Annotated in this window: 16 protein-coding genes and 1 CRISPR repeat array; of the genes, 9 read left to right on the top strand and 7 right to left on the bottom strand. The window is 51.9% G+C overall.

All coding sequences use genetic code 11. The annotated features are described in order from the left end of the window. Positions 1–6 precede the first annotated feature (6 nt). Both SH449x_RS10840 and metK read right to left on the bottom strand, forming a co-directional pair. On the bottom strand, positions 7–996 hold the full coding sequence (locus SH449x_RS10840) for a lysylphosphatidylglycerol synthase transmembrane domain-containing protein (RefSeq protein WP_482381362.1): 990 nt from the start codon (positions 994–996) through the stop codon (positions 7–9). A 26-nt stretch (positions 997–1,022) separates the two neighbouring features. Next, a complete protein-coding gene (gene metK / locus SH449x_RS10835; RefSeq protein WP_482381361.1) occupies positions 1,023–2,186 on the bottom strand; it encodes a methionine adenosyltransferase in 1,164 nt (387 codons plus the stop codon). Positions 2,187–2,501: 315 nt separating this feature from the next. On the opposite strand from metK, the gene SH449x_RS10830 reads away from it, so the two are divergent. Both SH449x_RS10830 and SH449x_RS10825 read left to right on the top strand, forming a co-directional pair. Further along, positions 2,502–4,502 (top strand): hypothetical protein, encoded by a 2,001-nt coding sequence (locus SH449x_RS10830; protein ID WP_482381360.1) that lies wholly within the window; start codon positions 2,502–2,504, stop codon positions 4,500–4,502. Positions 4,503–4,582: 80 nt separating this feature from the next. Then, positions 4,583–5,923 carry a Gfo/Idh/MocA family protein gene (locus SH449x_RS10825; protein ID WP_482381359.1) on the top strand — a complete coding sequence of 447 codons (1,341 nt, stop codon included), beginning with the start codon at positions 4,583–4,585 and terminating at the stop codon, positions 5,921–5,923. An 89-nt stretch (positions 5,924–6,012) separates the two neighbouring features. On the opposite strand, the gene SH449x_RS10820 is transcribed toward SH449x_RS10825, so the two are convergent. From SH449x_RS10820 to cas2, 5 genes are all read right to left on the bottom strand, one after another. After that, on the bottom strand, positions 6,013–6,585 hold the full coding sequence (locus SH449x_RS10820) for a hypothetical protein (protein ID WP_482381358.1): 573 nt from the start codon (positions 6,583–6,585) through the stop codon (positions 6,013–6,015). 37 nt (positions 6,586–6,622) lie between these two features. Then, entirely contained in the window at positions 6,623–6,979 is a 357-nt protein-coding gene (locus tag SH449x_RS10815) for a hypothetical protein (RefSeq protein WP_482381357.1), read from the bottom strand. Between the two features lie 293 nt (positions 6,980–7,272). Next, on the bottom strand, positions 7,273–7,662 hold the full coding sequence (locus tag SH449x_RS10810; protein ID WP_482381356.1) for a hypothetical protein: 390 nt from the start codon (positions 7,660–7,662) through the stop codon (positions 7,273–7,275). Positions 7,663–7,823: 161 nt separating this feature from the next. After that, positions 7,824–10,194: direct repeats of the CRISPR family, unit length 36 nt; unit sequence GCTTCAATGAGGCCATGATCGAATGATCATGGAAGG. 368 nt (positions 10,195–10,562) lie between these two features. Further along, the gene (gene cas4g/cas1g, locus SH449x_RS10805; protein WP_482381355.1) at positions 10,563–12,434 is read right to left on the bottom strand and encodes a CRISPR-associated endonuclease Cas4g/Cas1g; all 1,872 of its coding nucleotides are present in this window, start codon (positions 12,432–12,434) and stop codon (positions 10,563–10,565) included. Positions 12,435–12,532: 98 nt separating this feature from the next. Then, the gene (cas2, locus tag SH449x_RS10800) at positions 12,533–12,823 is read right to left on the bottom strand and encodes a CRISPR-associated endonuclease Cas2 (RefSeq protein WP_482381354.1); all 291 of its coding nucleotides are present in this window, start codon (positions 12,821–12,823) and stop codon (positions 12,533–12,535) included. 435 nt (positions 12,824–13,258) lie between these two features. Between cas2 and csb2 (SH449x_RS10795) the strand changes: the two genes are divergently transcribed. The 7 genes from csb2 (SH449x_RS10795) to csb2 (SH449x_RS10765) all read left to right on the top strand — a co-directional run bounded on the left by csb2 (SH449x_RS10795) (position 13,259) and on the right by csb2 (SH449x_RS10765) (position 21,055). Continuing rightward, entirely contained in the window at positions 13,259–14,098 is an 840-nt protein-coding gene (gene csb2 / locus SH449x_RS10795; protein ID WP_482381353.1) for a type I-G CRISPR-associated protein Csb2, read from the top strand. 134 nt (positions 14,099–14,232) lie between these two features. Then, complete coding sequence (locus tag SH449x_RS10790; RefSeq protein WP_482381352.1) at positions 14,233–14,469, top strand: DUF433 domain-containing protein; 237 nt, start codon at positions 14,233–14,235, stop codon at positions 14,467–14,469. A 150-nt stretch (positions 14,470–14,619) separates the two neighbouring features. Beyond that, the gene (locus tag SH449x_RS10785; RefSeq protein ID WP_482381351.1) at positions 14,620–14,820 is read left to right on the top strand and encodes a hypothetical protein; all 201 of its coding nucleotides are present in this window, start codon (positions 14,620–14,622) and stop codon (positions 14,818–14,820) included. 110 nt (positions 14,821–14,930) lie between these two features. Beyond that, a complete protein-coding gene (gene cas3g / locus SH449x_RS10780; RefSeq protein ID WP_482381350.1) occupies positions 14,931–17,468 on the top strand; it encodes a type I-G CRISPR-associated helicase/endonuclease Cas3g in 2,538 nt (845 codons plus the stop codon). Next, the gene (locus SH449x_RS10775) at positions 17,465–18,295 is read left to right on the top strand and encodes a hypothetical protein (RefSeq protein ID WP_482381349.1); all 831 of its coding nucleotides are present in this window, start codon (positions 17,465–17,467) and stop codon (positions 18,293–18,295) included. The genes cas3g and SH449x_RS10775 overlap by 4 nt, the downstream gene beginning before the upstream one ends. Then, positions 18,288–19,553, top strand: a complete 1,266-nt coding sequence (cas7g, locus tag SH449x_RS10770; RefSeq protein ID WP_482381348.1) for a type I-G CRISPR-associated RAMP protein Csb1/Cas7g — start codon at positions 18,288–18,290, stop codon at positions 19,551–19,553. Before SH449x_RS10775 ends, cas7g begins: the two co-directional genes overlap by 8 nt. 14 nt (positions 19,554–19,567) lie before the next feature. Beyond that, positions 19,568–21,055 carry a type I-G CRISPR-associated protein Csb2 gene (csb2, locus tag SH449x_RS10765; RefSeq protein WP_482381347.1) on the top strand — a complete coding sequence of 496 codons (1,488 nt, stop codon included), beginning with the start codon at positions 19,568–19,570 and terminating at the stop codon, positions 21,053–21,055. Positions 21,056–21,136 lie beyond the last annotated feature (81 nt).

Below are 21,136 nucleotides of genomic sequence, written 5' to 3'. Positions count from 1 at the left end.
ATAGATTTAGGTACTCGGCTCAACCGACTTGCGGTCACTCCCGATCCCTGTCAGATAATAAATAGCCCCAAGAAGCGTGGTCGTGAGCAACAACCCACGAAAAAAAATGGCCATAACCAACGGCGAATAACCGCTAGGCAAATCGCCTAGTTGCTTGAACAGGCCATCAATGGCAGCCTCTTGCAAACCCAGCCCGCCTGGTGTGATTGGCAACGTGGCCGCCGCAATGGCTGGCGGAACTGCGGTAAAGTGGTCGCGAACACTCGGCACTTGGTCGTACAAAGCATGGGATACTAGCACGCAACTCAACGTTAGCAGCGCATGTACGACGACGCTCGATGCTACGACCTCCAGCAGCAATCGGTAACGGCCTTGAAAAACCATGCATGCATCCACGAATCTCCGCCCATGATGGCCAACCATGGGCAGCTTTAAAAGCAGCTTGGTAGGCAGCTTTTTTCCGAACATCGCGATCGCCAGCAACCCAACTAATCCTACGACTGCAAAGACCGATGCCCCCCAGCGGAGTGCATCCATGACTGTGCTGCGAACCGAAGATGTTTGCAGAACCGTGGCTGTAATCAGCAATAGTCCAAGTAAACCGACGGCGCGGTCCACCAGCACCGATGCCACGACCTCGGTCCGCTTTCCCTGAGCTCTCCGGGCCGCCTCGATCGCCTTGAAGACGTCGCCGCCGACGGAGCCAACGCTAACTTGATTGAGAAGATTGCCGATGCAGCCGAGTCGAACCGCCTGAGCAACTGACATGGGGACTCCCACGGCCCGAACTAGCAGCATCCAACGCCAAAAGGAGACGACGACCGCTGTCGCTGTTACGGCTAGCCCTTGAAACAGAAGCCCCCAATCTTTCTTCTGGTTGACCAAAACCTCCCAGTGCTCTTCCGGAAAATTTCGCCACAACCAATAAACGATTGCAGCAAGCACTGAGAGCTTAAAGCCGAGAACCAAATACGGAATCCATCCAGGACGTTTCATCCCTCAACAGCAACCACAGCTTGGGACTACCCCAAAACCGCTTTGGCTAGCTTGGACGCGTTGACAGTGCTTTCCCAGGTGAAATCGGGATCGTTTCTGCCAAAGTGTCCACCGGAGGATGTCTTCACGTAGATAGGGCGGCGCAAGTCGAGATACTCGATAATTCCGCGTGGGGTAAGATCGTAGAACGACTTAACCGCTTCGCAGATAACCTCATCCGCAACCTTGCCCGAGCCCTGCGTATCGATCCGTACACTGACGGGCTTGCTGACTCCGATTGCATATGCGACTTGTACCTCGCAACGGTCTGCGATTCCGGCGGCTACGATATTCTTCGCAACGTGACGGGCCATGTACGCAGCGCTGCGATCCACCTTGGTGGGATCCTTGCCGCTGAAAGCACCACCACCATGTCGTCCCCAACCGCCGTAGGTGTCAACGATGATCTTGCGTCCCGTCAAACCACTATCACCGTGAGGTCCGCCGACGACGAAGTTGCCGGTCGGGTTGATGTGGTATTCGATACTGTCCGTGATTAGCTCCTTTGGCAAGCAAGGGTGAATCACTTTTTCAATGACAAAGGATCGGATCTGCTCTTGAGATACCGACGGGGCATGCTGTGTGGACACAACGACGTTGTTGATTCCCACTGGCTTAAAGCCATCGTAAACAATCGACACTTGGCTCTTGGAGTCTGGTCGCAGCCAATCTACTTCTTTGGTGAAGCGGGCTTCTGTCAAACGATTGGTGATGCGGTGCGCCAATGCGATTGGCAATGGCATCATTTCCGGAGTATCGTTGCAAGCGTAACCGAACATCAACCCTTGGTCACCGGCACCGATATCCTTGTTGTCCGATGAGTCGACCCCCATGGCAATGTCAGGACTTTGGCGGTCGAGCGCCACCATCACGTTACAGGTCTTTCCCGAAATACCGGTCTCATCGTCGTCGTAACCAACGTCCAAAATTGCTTGACGCACGATATCGGCGTAGTTAACAATCGCTTTGGTTGTGATCTCGCCCACGATCAAGGCCAGACCGGTGGTAACAACCGTCTCGCATGCAACGCGGCTCATGGGGTCTTGTGCTAGCAAAGCATCAAGAACGCTGTCGGAGATTCGGTCAGCCAGCTTGTCTGGGTGACCCATGGAAACGGATTCGCTCGTAAAAATGTACTTGCCAGACGCCACGAAATTACCTCCCTCGGAGGGTTCAAAATGAAGAAACCTGTAAACTGGAAAGGAGAGAGTTTAGCCACCCTGGCGGGTTCCTTGAAGATGTAATGGGAAATCCCACCTGAATTCTTGCCCCCCCCTTTTTTACGGAGACTTCTCGCTGATCACCACCGTCAACTGGGGCTCACCCTCCCAGCGAAGCGACCGGGAGGGTCGGCAATTGAGCCCGAAGCGAGATTGCCGGGGAGGGGAAGTCGGTGGCGATCACCGAGAATTGTCCTTTTTTGACCCATTAATTAATAATGGGGAATCGAATCCTACGAGAGTCAAATGGCTTCTAAAGCAGATACCACCTCAAAAACTCAACTGAAGCTGGATCCCGCGAGTTGCCTAGCCCGTGGGGGACGCCTGAGGCAAGCAAATATTGAGAAAATCAGACACTTCTCGCTGCTCGCCACCGTCAACTGGGCCTCACCCTCCCAGCGAAGCGACCGGGAGGGTCGGCAATCGAGCCTTAAGCGAGATTGCCGGGCAGGGCAGGACGCCGTCGATCTCGATCCGACCGATGCATCGCACCCCTCCCCAGCCACGCTTTCGCGGGCTGACCCTCCCCAAACGGCGTTTGGGGGGGGTGAAGTCGATGGCGATCAGCGAGAAGTGTCGGGAAGCAGGCTGTTGGCTGCTCTGCTGACTCTCGTGATTTTCTGCCTATTTTCCAGCTTTCCAGCAACAACATTCGCCATCCAGGCTGTTCCACCGCTCCCCCTCGAAACCAATAATGCGGTCGCAGTCCAAAGGGAGCGATCCATAAGGCTGATCGCCCCTTGGGATCCCTCGACAACGCCTGAATCGACTTTCGTAGTGTCTTTTGATGGTGGAACCGTTCGCCTCCAAGGTACCGTCGCGGATCGGGAGATCGTGCTCCCGCGATCCAACGCCCCAACCTCCTCACGTTTCGCGGCCTTTCCAGAAATGGTCGACGCGAGTCTCGACTACGATTGCTTGCTGTTCGCCTGGTCGAGATCTCCGCTAGCGATCGATTTCGAAGCGATCGAAATCCGTCCAGATGGATCGTTCAGCATTCTTTCCAAACCAGGTCCATCCCAAGCAGAACCCGCTGCGGCAAGTTCTATAAAAAGCTTAAACACTGCGATCAATCCAATCGGATTCCAGATCGACTGCGAGATCGAAATCCCCGGCATTCCTCCCGCGACAGACGGCAAGCCAAAGCCCCTGTACATTGCCATTTTCCAGATTGATGCCGCCACGAACCAGGCAACGCAGTTATATTATTCGGTCGCTCCCGCGACTCTGGAACAGGCGCTATTTTCATCGGCTTCATTCGCCCTGCTGGATCAGTTTCCAGCTTCACCGGACTCCGCATTACCAAACTCCTCGTCGCAGGTCGAACAGTGGCGTTTCAACTCGAACTTCAAAACATCAGAATTGGAATTGCGCCGAAAATGGGCAAGGTACCGAAACCAGCCTCAAATGGCCTCTGCTACCCAGCGATGGTACGGGAACTTGGGGCAATTCCCAGACGCGGAGCTATTCTTAGAGCGATCCCTTGTAGACTCGAAAATGGTTCCCTTGAACACAGACGGTGGCCCGCGAATAAGGCGATTGATTGATGCCCGATCCGAACCAGTCAACTACTTGCTCGGGCAAAACTGGAGTTTGCACGTTAGCCATTGGAGTGAGCTTTCGGAGATATTGCCTTTCGCCATGCTCACAAGTCCCTCCGGCAAAGAGGTGCCAGCCCTAGCTGGTGATTTGGACTCAGAATCCATCCGGATTTGGCTCATGGAAAATCGTTTGCACATTGCCGTCACCCTCGGTTCAGAACCTGTTTTTTGGGGGTCCGCTGAATGCTCATCGGACCTTTTGGGCACCGGTTCGGAGCCTCAAAGCCTCACCATCACCTCCGAAGGGTCGCTAAACAGTTTCGGCTATGAGCTTTTTTGCAACGGAATCCGCCGAGAATTAATCGCGCACAACCATCGTTCCCTTTCCCCAGAGCATTTACCGACGGGCAAGCTTCCGCAACAAGGTGCGGAATCCGCTACGGCTTGGCCCGTCCACTGGCCAAGCAAATCGGGGCGAGTTGATTTTTTCAATACGAGCCTTACCGAAATCGAGATCCTATCGCTGGATCCAAGCGTTGTTTTCCTGAGCTGGGCCGAGCTAAACGAATCCCAACGAGACGCCTGGAAACGTCATTTTGCCCTATGCGTCGATCCCGAGGGAAGATACTACCTCGAAAGCCTAAAACATTACGTAGCAAGTCAAGCTCAAGAGTTGCGAAGGAGCAAGAAAGCGACTAAGAACTAGTCCGATGGTGCTTTATTTTCCTTTCAACATTAGTCAAAATAGCTCGAGCCTTAAATCCTTTTACCCCTGGAGCCATAAACATGACTCGATCGACGCGTAGAAACTTTCTGAAATCGACTGCCGCAGTCACCGCCGCTGCCGCCTCAACCCCCTACTTCCTTACCAGTACCAACGCCAATGCCAGTCCGTTATCGGCCAACGACCGATTCTCTATCGGCTGCATTGGAGTAGGCAGCATGGGAACCGGCGATGCCGAGGGAGTTGCGAACTTTGGCGATGTGGTCGCCGTCTGTGACGTCGACACGAACCACATGGAGCGAGCTCGGAACAGCGAAAAGATCGGCAAGGGCAAGGCCGATATGTACAAAGACTATCGCCAGCTTCTCGACCGAAAAGATATCGAGGTGGTCAACATTGTGACCCCCGATCACTGGCACACCAAGATCGCCATCGAAGCCCTGCAAGCGGGCAAGCACGTCTTCTGCCAAAAGCCGTTGACCCTCACCCTCGAGGAAAACGTTCTCATCCGCGCTGCCGCTCTCAAGTACCCGGATCGCGTTTTCATCGTTGGTACGCAGCAACGGTCTGATCGTGGTCGCTTCATGCGAGCCGTGAACATGGCCCAGCATGGTTTGCTTGGCGACATCAAGAAGATCACCTGCGGAATCAACGGAGGAGATGTTGGCGGTCCATTCGCTAAGTCTGCACCACCGCCGCAGTTGGATTGGGATTTATGGCAAGGCCAAACGGAACCGGTAGATTACATCAAGGAGCGATGCCATTACCAATACCGTTGGTGGTATGAGTACTCGGGAGGTAAGTTCACCGACTGGGGGGCTCACCACATCGACATCGCCCTGTGGGCAGCCAACATGACCGACAAAGGAACTGGCCCCGTTGAGGTCGACGGATCTGATGCTAATCATCCTGTCGAGTTCAAAGATGGCAATCCCACGGTCGACAACTACTACAATACAGCGCACGACTTTAACATTGTTCACAAATTCGCGAACGGTATGGAGATCCATGTAACCAGCCGCGGCGACAACGGGGTTCTGATCGAAGGGACCAAGGGGCGTATTTTCGTCAATCGAGGCAAGATCGAGGGAACTCCGATCCAGGAAGAGTGGGACAAAGACGTCTTCAATGACGAAGCCATTGTCAAGCTTTACAACGGCAAGCCGTTCGAATGGCACAAGGCGAACTTTTTCCGTTGCATTCGAGAAGGTGGAACACCGGTTTCCGATTTGCACTCGCACTTGCAAACGATGAATCTGTGCCACTTGTCGGTGATCGCTGCACGATTACAGCGAAGCTTCAAGTGGAACCCAGAAACGGAAATGATCGAAGGGGACGATCAAGCGGCAGCGATGCAAGCTAGAAAGCAACGCGCCGGTTTTGAGATTCCTGTCGTTAGCTAATTTATAAGCTCGATCGAAATGCTTCACTGCCTGCCGGACGAACAGCTCCGGCGGCACGAGGCGATTAAGAAAAGCAATAAGGACACGAACTAATCCTTCTTGATAACATCCTTCGTGCTTTGGATGGAAATGATGGTGTCTCCTATTCCGGTCGCTACGACTAGCCCAGGCACCCTGCCTTTAAGGAAAGCCAAACTCTCGTTTGTGGTCGGGCAACCGTGAACACTCAGAAAACGGAGGCTTTTCAATTTGGCCAAACGCCTGATTCCTTGCTCAGTTACGTTCGTCGAGTCAAGAACAAGAGATTCCAAGCTAGGTAATGCGGATAGAGTTTGAATGTCATTGTCCGACACGGTTGCACCGGAAAGGTCGAGCGTGACCAAGGATTGCAACGCAGCGATTTCAGAAATAGCGAAGGTCCGCAATTTTAGGTTTCTAGGTGGTTTGACAATTACTCCCAATTCCAAGCTAAACCTAGTCGGCCAATGTTTGTCGATAAGAGCTTGTTGGTCGACGTCCTCGCGGTTCGGCACCACCCATATCTGAATCTCATCGTCACCAGAGTGATGAATCAAGCAACTCAATTCATCTTCGTCGGGGTCCTTGGCTGATAATTCACCCAGTAGTGCGAACGAAAGAACTACGCAAGCGATGGTGTTCATTAGGAAACAGCTCGGTTGGTTCGAAAGTTTGCGAGCGTTATCTCTTGCTTATCAATGCGACAACAACCGACAGACCGATCATTCCCCAAAAGAGCGCGAAGATTCCGCCGCAGCCGATACCGATCCAAGCGTGCACGGACCCTTTGATGGCGGGATTTTTCGCACGGTCTTTCAACCCCATGATTCCCAGAACAAACGCCACGATGCCTAGTGGAAGTCCGATCAGTGGCAGGCCACTAAGAATTCCGAGATAGTAAGCGATCAGTGCTTTAGGGTTTTTATAGGGAATGACTCCACCTGTCGCATCACCTTCATTTTCCGGTGACGTTTGACGAACGTCGTGATAGGTTGGAGCCCCATGGTGTTGGTAAGGGTTTGGATCGTTCGGGTTCATAGACGCACGCGTAGTGGTAAAGAGGTGGCGAAAAGGCATATTGACCGCAAAACAGTTCCGACATGATAGCCAAATAATAAGTCCCGTTGGGAACCCATGAAAGAAAAATCTCTGGGATAGACACCCAGTCATGGATTTGACTTGTCGGCCCATCGCTGCCCTCTAATCCCGCCGACTTGATCGGCGGATCGTTAGGATTCCAGCCAGCAAGGTAATTCCTTACGTTTTGGGCCGGAGATGTGACGATCTCCTGTTCAAGCCGGAAGAAATTTTAAAGTGATTGCGGTAGGCTCTCATCTGGCAACCGCCATAGCTAATTCTTTACAAGCTTCAATGAGGCCATGAACGGGTGATAGCACAGGAGTAACGCGACGAGCGTCATGTCTCTGGAATGGCTCCCGCTTGCCGGGTGGATTGTTACGCTTCTCGCTACACAACCGCTCAGGCCCCGCCCCCCCCTCTTTGCTCGGCGGCAAAGCCGCCGAGCAAAGAGGGGGTAATGCAGGTGGTGCCATCGTATTAGCGAGAAACATGAAGCTCCACTGGACAAGCCAGTGGTATCTAAAGATGGTCGCTTGAACTCTCACCCCTGCTGAATGTTGAAGTCCCTTGTGGTATGATAGTGTGATGTCAGAGGCGTACTCTGACTGAGTATGGCACGTCACCAGCGCGGACGACGGCACTCGATCCTCCGGGCAAGAACGCGTACCCCGCTAACCTGTGATCGGCATTCAACGTCTCGATTCCTGGGTCTTGGGCGGTCCACGATCCCCGCTCGACGTGACTGATCCTTTTACGATCATGGAAGGTTGATGGTGCCATTGGCCGCACCGAATCGGGAACCGCTTCAATGAGGCCATGATCGAATGATCATGGAAGGGACCGTCTGGCCATTTTCCATAGTGCAGCCTCCATGGCTTCAATGAGGCCATGATCGAATGATCATGGAAGGCGGGAAGTAATACCTGCCGCCGTTTTCGAAGTCGATGCTTCAATGAGGCCATGATCGAATGATCATGGAAGGACCCGGTTTACCGTCTCGCGTTGTGCTCGACTGATGCAAGCTTCAATGAGGCCATGATCGAATGATCATGGAAGGGCGTCGGTGTCGTTGGATAGCAACATTCGCAATCGTGCTTCAATGAGGCCATGATCGAATGATCATGGAAGGCCCGTGCAATCTCGCGTGCTAGCCGCTTGTGACGCCTACGCTTCAATGAGGCCATGATCGAATGATCATGGAAGGTGGCTTGTACTCATACAAGTCGCAAGCATGAGCCACGCTTCAATGAGGCCATGATCGAATGATCATGGAAGGATTGCAACATGTGATCTGCGACCGGGATTCCCCAGCCAGCTTCAATGAGGCCATGATCGAATGATCATGGAAGGCCGTTACATCGACCGTCGATTCAACGTCAATACTTTTGCAGCTTCAATGAGGCCATGATCGAATGATCATGGAAGGATTACTATTCCGGTAGCCCAAAATAAGCAGCAACCGGCTTCAATGAGGCCATGATCGAATGATCATGGAAGGGCCGCCGCGAGTCGCGTTAAAACCACTCGCCGCACCGCTTCAATGAGGCCATGATCGAATGATCATGGAAGGCTTTTTAGTCGTCGAATTAGTCGTTAGATACAGGTCGCTTCAATGAGGCCATGATCGAATGATCATGGAAGGTAGGTGGGACGGTAAAGACGGATTCAGTTCATACTACGCTTCAATGAGGCCATGATCGAATGATCATGGAAGGATTGTCGCATCATGTCGAGTTGCTCGCGTCTCTCTTGCTTCAATGAGGCCATGATCGAATGATCATGGAAGGGATCGTTTTCAGAGCGCGTAACGCTTCCAGGTTGTCATTGCTTCAATGAGGCCATGATCGAATGATCATGGAAGGGCTTGGGAAATCGCAATGCGAAGAATGGGATGGTAACGCTTCAATGAGGCCATGATCGAATGATCATGGAAGGACTCAGTAGGTTGGAGACGTTGAGCAAATTACGGACCTGCTTCAATGAGGCCATGATCGAATGATCATGGAAGGCCCGGCAAGTACGTCCGTCAGGTCCGTACCGGTTAAGCTTCAATGAGGCCATGATCGAATGATCATGGAAGGTTGGCGAAAATCCGCCTTCTCAGCGTACTCCTTGCAAGGCTTCAATGAGGCCATGATCGAATGATCATGGAAGGTTGCTGTTTCGTAATCGCTACCGGAAAAGCCTCTACGCTTCAATGAGGCCATGATCGAATGATCATGGAAGGGGGAAGAGGAGTTAAAGAGAAAGCCGCCAGAGGAGTCGGCTTCAATGAGGCCATGATCGAATGATCATGGAAGGGGATTGTCACTCCCTCGAATCGATCTCTCAGTTGGTGCTTCAATGAGGCCATGATCGAATGATCATGGAAGGACACCGAGATTTTGTATCGTGCATCCAGTTAACTCGATGCTTCAATGAGGCCATGATCGAATGATCATGGAAGGTTGCTATAAGGGCAAGGACGGAAAAATATTCATAAAGCTTCAATGAGGCCATGATCGAATGATCATGGAAGGCCACGTTCTCCTCACCATCCCGCATGATTCCACGCCAGCTTCAATGAGGCCATGATCGAATGATCATGGAAGGCCCAGGATTCAAAATCCATCGTAGCGTTTCCTCTAGGCTTCAATGAGGCCATGATCGAATGATCATGGAAGGACGCCACCCAACAGCACAGGATCGCCCCCTATGCCACGCTTCAATGAGGCCATGATCGAATGATCATGGAAGGCGGAAGGGAACTTTTGAAACATCCCGAATGTCTTCTGGCTTCAATGAGGCCATGATCGAATGATCATGGAAGGGTATAGCCTTTTCGCGGGAGGTGAAGATCGGCACCGGCTTCAATGAGGCCATGATCGAATGATCATGGAAGGCAAAAGCGAACCGTCATTCTCGACAACGAAGATATGCTTCAATGAGGCCATGATCGAATGATCATGGAAGGTGAAAGGGCTCTAAAGATGGTTTACAAAGATTACCTAGCTTCAATGAGGCCATGATCGAATGATCATGGAAGGCCAATGGTTATCTTCCCCGGTGGTTTGATTTCATAACGCTTCAATGAGGCCATGATCGAATGATCATGGAAGGATTAGCCATTTCGAAAGTGCTGAAGATCTGACCTCGCAGCTTCAATGAGGCCATGATCGAATGATCATGGAAGGCCCGCCCTCGCAAATCCAGCAAAATCGCTGGGCTGCGGGCCGTTCTGCGAATACCCCTTCTAACATACCAGTTTTCGACCGAAATGTCCATGCAGATTTATAGGGAATACCTGGAAATTCGTTGGGGTTTTCCATGTGCGAGCACCAACCACGGTTTTGCCAACACCTAACCCCTCGCGAGGCTGTTCCCGTAAAATCTGACTCGCCAGAACTCACGCGTTCCCCCCAACCGCCCGTACGTATGTTATAGCAATCCGCCAACAAAACGAAAGCTAATTGGCATGACGATTAAATGACTCTGCGACCGTAACGCGATGCAACTTTTGATCGACGCAACTCTTGATCGACGGAGCGATCAACGACATTCGCTACCGCGTGATAAACACAGGGTACTCCCGAATCTCTCCCATCAAGACCCTCGCAAGCAATCGCACTTGTATCTCAAGCACCCGCCGATAACTGACCCGATACCCAAAAATGGGATGCGTGACCAACTGATCCATCCGCTGCTCATAAGCCATGAAGAACGCTTTACGACCCGCCGGTGTTAACGCACACGCTTGTCCGGCACTCCGAAAATGACCCAAATGAACCATCCTCTGATTGATCGCACTCAATACCGCCGAGTCCACAATCAACGGCCGAAACGGCTCCATGAGATCCAATGCCAACGACGGTCGACCAAATCGAGGCTGATGATAATAACCTAAATACGGATCCAAGCCGACGATCGCACAAGCCTGCGATAAATCCTTGGCCAACAAACTATATCCTAACGATAGCAGCGCGTTCACCGGGTCCCTAGGTGGCCGTCGATTGCGATTCTTGAAATCAAACGACATCTTCACCCCAGTCGTGCGCTCCGTTGCCAAGTCGGCATCGTCTACGCCTGGGTCATTCACTCCAGGGGACTCACACGACACCTTGATGAACCCAGAAAAATTTTCAAAGTAAGTGCGAGCCGCCAGCCCCTCTATTCCCAGTAACGTCGATTGCGAATCGGCCCGCTCAGCATCCCAAATCAAAGCCTTCATGAACTGAATCGCCTTTTGAGGTGGCTCGACGTGATTTCTCATGAGCATGGTTCGCTGATTGCGGATCTTGCCCACAACCAATTGCTTCGCCAACCTTAAACAAAAGCGTTCGTCATCCGCAGCCCGAAACTGCTCGCGACGCCATATGATATTCTTGAGCCCCACCGATTGCGTATGCCCATAGTACCAGCCTCCCATGGAAAAATACGCGACCGGTATCTCGGCTTGCAGCAACTCCTGCATGGCTTGCGTGGTGATTTGTATCGGCCCCATAAGATTCAGCTGGCAAATATCCTTGATCCTGACCTCCTGCAAGACCTTGGCCTTATCTTTGATCTTTAGAACCTCACCCGATTTGCCAATCGATAGGCCTGGTGTGTTGACGTACAAGGCCTTCTGTTCGTAGCGTCCCGTTACCATCTGTCGAACTGGTTGCTCTGTTGGTTGGTCTGCCAAACCATTGGCTTGTTCCTGATGAAAGAGGGAGTCGCTTGAAAGTCCTGTATCGAAAAGAAGCAATTGCCGCGTCGAGGGCTTCGCAGTCTCTTCGCCCTCTTCGCGAGCACAATGTCGGGTCTCATCGGGTAGGCAGATGCCAACCAGCGAACAATTCGGGCATTTCGGACTATCGATCAACGGGGGCGGGAGCTTGGGTGCATGCATGAGCTCGCGTGCTTGCTCGATCAACTGACAAGTTCTCTCGATGAGGGCGGAATCGATTGGGATTCGAACTCGCTGTCGGGTTTCCCAAAAGAAGAGGATCCCCTCATCGCATTGATAGCCGTTATCCTTTAGCACGAGAGCTTGTACGCAAAGCTGGACTTTTTCCGGCTCCCAAGCATCGAGGGTCCCGTCTTCGTTCTTCTTTGGGGAACCACGCTTGTAATCGACGGGAGTCGCCAATTGCCCGTTGGTTTCGATCAAATCCAATTTGGCCATAACCCCGAGTCGGTCGCTTGAGAGGGTGACGCTGCGAGCATGAATCATCTGGTTGGAATCTGATTCCCCTGCTGGAGGTAATTCGTCCTCGCGACCATCGACTCGCTTGTGACGAATCGAGCCTTCGATCGTAAAGCGGTTATCGGCAAAGAGTCCTTCGACATGCTCTAGGTAGAACAATCTCGGGCAATAAGCAAACTCGTTGAGCATACGAGCTGGGAGAAGTTCTAGGGTATCATCCACATCATTCGAGGCATCATAGATCATGAGTAGAGCAACTTTATGTTACAGGGTTTGAATCGAGAGAAAACGCTAGCGCGTTGCAGAACGACGCGGTGCAACATGGAATAGAAGACCAGCGGTCATCAAACGATGACGCATGGGGCATCGACGATTTGGTAGGGTTGACCGAGCGATTCGATCACCCGATCACCTCGACCTTCGCTCGGGCCTAGGTTAATGAATAGAACTTGGTCCAAAGTGTGATGAATGATATCGGCGAGTTCCGATTTCAGTTTCATCATCTCGGTGGAGGTAAGTTGGCATTCGAAGACGCTGTACTGGAGATGGTCTCCCCAGTTTCGCATCGTTTTAAAAACTTTGCGAAGTCGTTTATCGTCGGCGATATCGTACGTGACAATGTAAGAGTGGCGCATGATTGACCAGATGGCGAATAAATGATTCGGGAGTCGACAGCCTTGTCGCCAGGGTCCATTACGAATCTATAGTAGTTCGCGATTCACGGAGCAACCAAGAATAAAATTGATCAGACGCAAACAAAAGAGGATGATTAACGACGCTTCTGGCTGATCGTCACCTACTTCACCCTCCCCGGCAATCTCGCTTAAGGCTCAATTGCCGACCCTCCCGGTCGCTTCGCTGGGAGGGTGAAGTTGGTGGCGTTCAGCGAAAAGTGTTGAAAAAACCGGGGATTCTAGCTGTGCGGCAAAAATCTCTGAAAAAAGAAAAAATTAGTATTTTTGGCTTAGCCGAGCTGCACGCGTTCGCTTGGATTGTTAGGATTTGGCAGAGTCTGGAAAGACATCTTTAGCTATTGAAACTGAAACGCCAAGTTAGATAGGACTGTTATCATGCCACTCATCAACAACGAATCGCTATTCAGGGAACGGAGCGATCGTTGTCAGATTCTGCGATTCGATTGCGACTCTAGTGAGGCATCGCGACACCTGCGTGTCATGAGGCTGACATCGCCAGGGAAGTTTCCGTCGGTTCAGGGGACATTACGAGTTGGAGAGTCCATTCATCGAGCTTGGGTCGCGCGAGTGGCCGGTGGAGGACAAGTGGATGCACCGGAGTTAACGGGTCAGAACTGTTTTGGTCAGCCCCTTTCTGGACGGCATGAGCACTCGCATGTATTGCCGGTGGATTTGGATGATGATGGGGAGTTGGATCATGTTGTTTTTTACGTGCCGATGGGGATGAGTCCTCGGGTATTGGAAGGGTTGTTAAGTTTACGGGAGATCTTTGGTGCAGGAGGTCGTGTGTGGTTCGGATTAAGGTGTCAGACTCCGCGCGAGGCCTCGCAGTTGATGCAGCGTTTCTGTCGCATGAGTGGAGGGAAGTTCGAGGAGGGAGCGTCTTTGGGTTCGAGGGAGTGGATCAGTTGGACCCCGTTTGTTGCACCGAGGTATATCAAGCCTCGCGGGAAGAATTCGTTAGAGGGGCAAGTGCGGGCAGAGTTATCGAGTCGAGGATATCGATTTGGAGTGGACGATGTTGAGGTAGTCGACTTAGGGTTAGGTCGAGATCACTTTGGTGGGTTTGAGTTAAGTCGACGAGAGGGGCGATCCAGTCCCCCGGTCAGGAAGGGGCACAGCATACGTTTACGATTCCGCGAGCCGGTCTCGGGTCCACTCTCGCTCGGCTACGGCAGCCACTTCGGCTTGGGTTTGTTTAGAGCGGTGGGGTAAAGTTTGCCTTTCAGAGATTGGATATACTCAAAAATGATTCACACATGTGCTCGTAGGTGTTTCGGAAGTGCCTATTGCAGGCCGTCCAGCACTCCGAAACTCGAGAAAAGGTTCAAAACGATGGAGATTTTGAGATGAATTGGCGAGATCGCATTACCGTTGATCCAAACGTTTGTTATGGCAAGGCATGCATCAAAGGCACCCGTGTAATGGTCTCGGTCATTTTAGACAACCTCGCGGCCGGAACATCACGAGACGAGATCCTTGCAAGCTACCCATCGTTAGCGAGTGACGATATCGAAGTATCGATCGCCTACGCAGCCGAGTTAGCGAGAGAGCGGGGCGTACCCCTCGCGCCGGGAGCTGTTTGATGCAATTTATGAATGATGCAAATATGTCGATTGAAGTGGCGGCGATCTTGAGTGACGCAAGCTATGTTACAACGACAGTCGATGACCAACAAATGGTTGGATAGGCAGGTGCACAAATTACATCAGTTTGTAAAGTCAAGCAACGCCTCGGTGACACGAGTCCAAGAAATCGCCGATATTCGTGCAGCCCTACCGGACGAGTATTCTTGGATTATTTGTTTGCGGCGGTTTTTTCGAGACGACGGAAAGTGCTCCATTGCAGATTCCGAGTTCGCGACAATGTCGATCATTTGGCTTCGGAATGCCAAAGACTGGCTCGGCGCTCATGCAGAACGGCCCTCTGAAAAATAAAGAAAGATTTCACAGGCGCATTTCGCGCGTGACCAAAGGTGTCATGAGATCGTCTAAACTCGGGACAAAACAAAACAGGTTAAAGTGCGGAAACCAAGTGGATATACATTGTGAATGAACCTCAACCTTTCGACGCGAGATTCGCAGCCCTGACTGGGCACGCGCCGTTTCCTTGGCAGAGGCGGCTCTATCGTCGACTTTGCGAAACAGAATCCGGCGGTGTGCCCGATATTCCGCGCTCCTGCTGTGTACCTACGGGACTGGGAAAGACAAGTGTTATAGCCGTATGGATGCTGGCGCTGACTGATGGTGCCTCGTTGCCGAGGCGGTTGGTCTACGTCGTCAATCGTCGAACCGTCGTCGACCAGACCACGAACGAAGTTCTTAAGTATCGTGAATCGATTCGCGATAAGGAATCTCTATCATCGCTGAAGCGATTGTTCCGTACATTGTCTATTAGCACTCTACGCGGACAGTTCGCGGACAATGGCGAGTGGTGCGAAGATCCTTCTAGGCCGGCGATTGTTTGTGGAACGGTCGATATGATTGGCAGCAGATTGCTCTTCAGTGGCTATGGAATTGGTCGTAACAAACGCCCATTGCACGCTGGTTTTCTGGGACAGGATTCGCTTCTGATTCATGACGAAGCTCACCTCGAACCAGCTTTCCAAAGGCTTATTGAATCGATCGAAGTTCAGCAGAAGCAACACGAACCTTCCACATCATGGCCAAAGCTTTCTGTTATGGAATTGACGGCGACAACGAAGTCGCAAGATTCTTTCAAACTGGAAGACGACGACTATTCCAATCGCATCGTCAGCGAACGCATGAACGCGGTAAAGCGACTTCATCTCCACGCACTGAAGGATTCTAAGAAGCCTGCGAACGAATTAATCGAAAAGGCGTTGTCATTCAAATCCAGTGATCGGTCCATAATGATCTTTGCCCAGAGCGTCGATACGGTGTTAGAAATTCAATCGGCGTTGGAGAAAGCAAAGGTTCCAGCAGAAAACATTCGAACACTCACCGGGACGATGCGTGGGAAAGAACGTGATGCGTTGGCTGGTGATTTCAGTCGCGAGGTTCCTGCAGATCCTACATTCGCAAGATTCCTTCCTCATCCACCATCAAGCTCTACAACAGGAACGGTTTACCTCGCGTGTACCAGTGCGGGAGAAGTTGGCATCAATATTTCAGCGGACCATTTGATATGCGACCTCAGCACGTTTGAAAGCATGGCGCAGCGTTTTGGCCGAGTAAACAGGTTTGGCAAGTTTGATGAGTGCGAAGTTCACGTTTTTCATCCCGGCCCCAGCGGCTGGGATGAGAAACATCCGCAAACTGTTCCTCGACAAAATACCCTTGAACTTCTTCGCGAACTAGAAAAGAAAGCGAGCGCGAACGCAAAAGCTCTCGGAGAGCTTTCTATCGATGCTCGCGCCGCTGCATTCGCACCGCCTCCCGTGTTCTTGCCTGCTACCGACATGTTGTTCGACGCCTGGGCGCTTACCACGATTACGGGCAAGCTCCCTGGGCGACCATCAATCGAACCCTATCTGCACGGTCTGGCCGAGCAGAACTTACCTGAAACGTACGTCGCGTGGCGCGAAGACGTCCATCTGCTTGATCATTCAACGGTGAACGACACTGAACGCGCTGAATTGTTGCTCGCTTACCCATTGCTCGCTCACGAGCGATTGCGAGAGCCAAGCTATCGCGTCATCAAAAGTCTAGACACGATAGGTAAGCGTCATCCAAGTCACCATGGGTGGCTCGTTAACGAAAATGGTGAAGTGGAAATAATTACGCTCGCCTGGTTTACGAATAAAGAGAACAAAGAACGCATCAATGGAATGACCGTAATTCTAGATCCGCGTAGCGGTGGACTAAATTCTGCGGGAATGCTCGACGGCGAATCGGAATTCGCTGATGATGTATCCCAAACTGCCGAACGTTGCCGTTCAAACGATGACGGCATTGTGCCGTCAGACTTTCACGAAGTCTTCAGTCTGGCGATTCCCGCTGAGGATGAGGACGAAGATCCGAAAGTCTTACAATGGTTTGCGCGTCGAAATACGGGGGAACCGACTTCAAAGAAGCCTGTGCTGCTCACTGGCCACGTCTCTGACGTTGAAGGGCAGTTGGAGATGATTCTTAATGGGTTATCTCTAGGCGATTCGCTCAACAACTGCCTAAGAATTGCCGCTCGGTTCCATGACGAGGGAAAGAAACGACTAATCTTTCAATCGATGCTTGGAAACCGAAACGCTCCCGAGGTCTGGTTGGCGAAGTCGGGTCGCAATACTCGCACACGCCTTGAAGGAAACTATCGACATGAGTTTGGTTCGCTGAATGAACTACCCACGTCGGCCGAGCTTGGCATTTCCGATGATGAACGAGAACTTGTACTGCATCTGATAGCGGCTCATCACGGCCGCGCCCGCCCGCATTTTCCGGTGGATGAAGTCTTCGATCCCAATCAATCCGATCAGGCAAGTGATAAACTGGCAATGGCGGTCCCCCGACGTTTTGGACGACTTCAGCGACGCTACGGTCGCTGGGGGCTTGCCTATTTGGAATCGTTGCTCCGAGCAGCCGACTGGGCTGCAAGTGCCAATCCAAATCCGGAAGGAGAAATCAATCGATGAAAACTGCAACCCCAAGTTTTTCGGTTAACGTCGATCCCACAAACCCGGGCCAGTTCTTTGCGTGCTGTGGCATGTTGGAATTAGCGGATAGGCTGTGGCCGGGCGCCGAGGGCTGGTTTGCGCAAGCGGGAAGGGAGTTCTGTATCGGGTGCGAGGGTACGCTAAAAGGAGTGCTGAACTTCTTGGTAGAAACCCCGCCGCGTGAAGTGTTAAGAATCAAGACTAACAACCTCGAAGTTCGCCCTATTGTTGCGCCGCTAGCGTTCTCATTCGACGGTGGAAAAACAGAAGGACTCGTTCTCGATGCATGGACGCGAGTTGTGATACGGAAAGGGGCTGCACAAGTCGAGGGTCAACCACCATGGAACTTCTGGTCTGGCCAACAAACATCGTTGGGAATTTGGAACGGTTTACGTGCCGCTTTGGTAAAGCAGTTGAAATCCATCACGAGCTCAACCGATCCATTTTCCGATCGTTTGTTTCAGGGCGGTCGATTCGGTTTTGACTGTGGACCAGCATGGAACGCATTGGATGTTGGGTTCTCCCCCAACGAACAAGGAATGGAGGTGGAGTCATCGCCGTTGGTGGAGTTACTCGCAGCCGTTGGCGTGCAACGTTTTCGCCCCGTAATGAACGACGATCGGGACGGGTTCGATTACTTTACATGGCATTATCCTTTTTCTCCCAATGTTGCGGCTGCGGCTATGGCAGGAGCAATTCGAGAACTAACTACACAGCGATTTCGTGTATCTGTTATCTCACGCGGACAGTATGCCGCGCTGAGCAAAGCCTTTTCCCTACAAACGTCAGGAGATTCTTATGAGTGACAAATTCGACGAATGGTTTGAAGACAGTGGCCCCGCCGCCATCGTGCTTCGTGAAAATCTCGTGCCGGTAGAAGGATCCGATGGAATCTTCTTTCCAGCGACTTACGCACCTCAACAAGGCGCCGATAAGGACAAAACCAAATTTCAGGGGGGATACAACATAGATGTTTTCGAGGATGGATCGAACGTCGTACTTGTGGACAGTGTAGGCTCACAAGCTAACCGCATCGAACCGATTTTCGCAGAGAAGCAATATTCGGATCTCGTTCCGCAAATCGTCGTAACCTTTCCTACCAAAGGATTGCGACTGAACCTGCTGAACGCTAATCATCGCGCGGCGGATGCAATCGTCAGATGCTCTGGATTTGAACAGGACCTCCAGGAGGCGTTTCAGGAGGTTCTGCGCGGTAATGCAGAAAAGCTGGCTCAGATCGCCCCCACGTCGCTAGTATTCGGAGCTTGGGATTCCCGCGTTACCCAAGCGAAGTTGCCGCGGCTCTTCTCTTCGACGATCCGCGCTTTCAATGTCCGGCAACTCACCCGTTCCGCGAACTTCCTGGTTCAGATGACTATTGATTTGGAAAAGCTAGAACTTCTTTCAGAAGCCGGATCAGAAGAAGGATTCAAGAACGCCCTTGCATCGAAAGCACCGGGCGGTGTTCAGCTCAATTCAAATGGTTCCATACGGCGTGATACCGTCGTAAACTTGGCGGCACTTCGTCGACTGACGGTGCTGGACGCCGATGGGTTGCTTTTAACAGACAAAACCACATCGCTTCGCCGATACATCCTTGGTCTGTCGCTGGTGGCACTCACCGCACCGCAAGACTCGTTTCTTCGTGCTGGATGTAATCTCGTTCCTGACATTGATAACCCACGCGAATTCGTGGTTGTCGGTGTGGACGGAAAACGAATCGAACTGACGCTCAACCATGAGGAGGCGCTCGCTTACACCCGTGAAGCTTTGGAACACTTTGATATCAGGAAGACCGAACTGGAGAAAGAATTCATCCTATCCAACGCCGAAAAAGCCAGCGAAGCCAAACCGGAAAAACTCAGGAAGCAGGAAGTCGTCTGGGTGGATGCCGATGTCAAGACCTTCACCGTCAAAGGAAGCGAAACCCAAATCGGCACCACCGTTGAAACCACGATAAAAAAAGGTAAGGCCGACGCAGCCTTCGGAGATGTAGTCAAAGTAGGAGCTCTACTCGATATTGATGTTCTCAATAATGTCGCAAAAGTCATCAAAGGGAAATAACGGAGGTGCTCTCAATGCCACAGTTCCTTTGTGTAACTTTTCGCTTTCTTGATCCGGTTCCATCGTATCACGGTTTTCGGGATGGAGGTGAACCCGAGTGGCCACCGTCGCCGTTGCGAATGTTTCAAGCCCTTGTTGATGCTGCCGCGAGCCGATGGCGGAATACAAAGTTCCTAGAGTGTGCGCAGCCATTCCTTCTATGGATGGAACGACTTGGCGACCCTGAGATTGTTACTCCGCCGCATCATTTTGGATTGCCGTTTCGCTTGTCGGGCCCCAACAACGATATGGACGCGCCCGCGAGGAAATGGGCGAAGGGGGAAGAACCAATCAAGCCACATCGCCCGATGGATTTACGGACAATGAAGGCGGTCTTTCCCACTCATATCCGAATCGGTGACGGAAAACAAGGCGAATGCCTCCGCTACATTTTCACTCTCTCTGAAGGGCCGTGCCAGCATCTCGATTTCCTCAAATCAGCCGCTCGCAGTATCACGCATCTTGGGTGGGGGATCGACATGGTCGCCGCGGATGCGGATGTGATCTCGGATGCGGAGGCACAAAGCTTGCGTGGCGAACGTTGGAAAGTGGCACTGTCTGGCGGTGTGGCTTTGCGAGTACCCAAGGCGGGAACGCTTGAAGACCTAATGCGAAAACATAGCGATTTTTTAAATAGGCTCAGCGACGATGGCTTCAAACCGGTTCCACCGCTACGAAAATTCTCAGTCCGTCATTACCGTCGATCGACTGACCCAGAACCTAGACCTTTCTGCATCTTTCAGATCCTTCGCCCCGATGCAAAAGGTTTCCGACCGTTTGGTACAGCGCGGCGAACGCGTGATGTGGCAGCCTGGGTGCGTCATGCTGTAGCAGAGGTGTGCAAAGATTGGGAGGACATAGGATCATTTGTTCACGGACACTCCAAGGATGGAGGTGCGAACCGTGGCCCCGGTTCCAATTTGCGCTTTCAATATCTACCACTGCCTACGATCGCTGCGTACGATGGCCACACCCGATTTGGTTCCATTCGCCGCGTCATGATTGCAGCTCCCATCGGATGCGAAGATCGAATCAACTTTATCCGTAAAAGACTCATTGGTAAAGAACTTGTTTGGGACGGAGAGATATGTGCAATACTCAACCTCGCTAGTCGGCAAGATTGGGTAAGTGAGCAGTACGCCGGTGCCGGTAAATGTTGGAGCTCTGTGACGCCCGTTATCTTGGACGGCTTCGACGACTGCAATCCTGCAAAAACGAAGCGTTTAGTACACAAGGCATTGCTAAACGCAGGAGTAACGACTGCAGCGGAATTTGAGTGGCAACCGTTTGGCTACCGTGAGGGGGTGGAGCCAGCAAAGACGTTCCTCCGTCCTACGAAATTGAATGGTACAATGGTGCATCTTCGAGTACGGTTTGAGAAACAAGTGACAGGACCGCTCGCGTTGGGTGCAGGCCGATTCCGTGGATTTGGTCTGATGGTAACTGATCCTTCAGCTTGCTGACGTTACCTAAGAGTTCCAAGAACTTGGTGATTTCAACATTACAAGTGGAGCTTGACTACAAGCGACCGACTTTAGATACCA

It is taken from the genome of Brakhagea baltica, assembly GCF_052161605.1.
Lineage (GTDB): Bacteria > Planctomycetota > Planctomycetia > Pirellulales > Pirellulaceae > JBKCUI01.
Note: the sequence above shows the minus strand (reverse complement) of the source record. Positions and strands in the feature narration are given on the sequence as shown.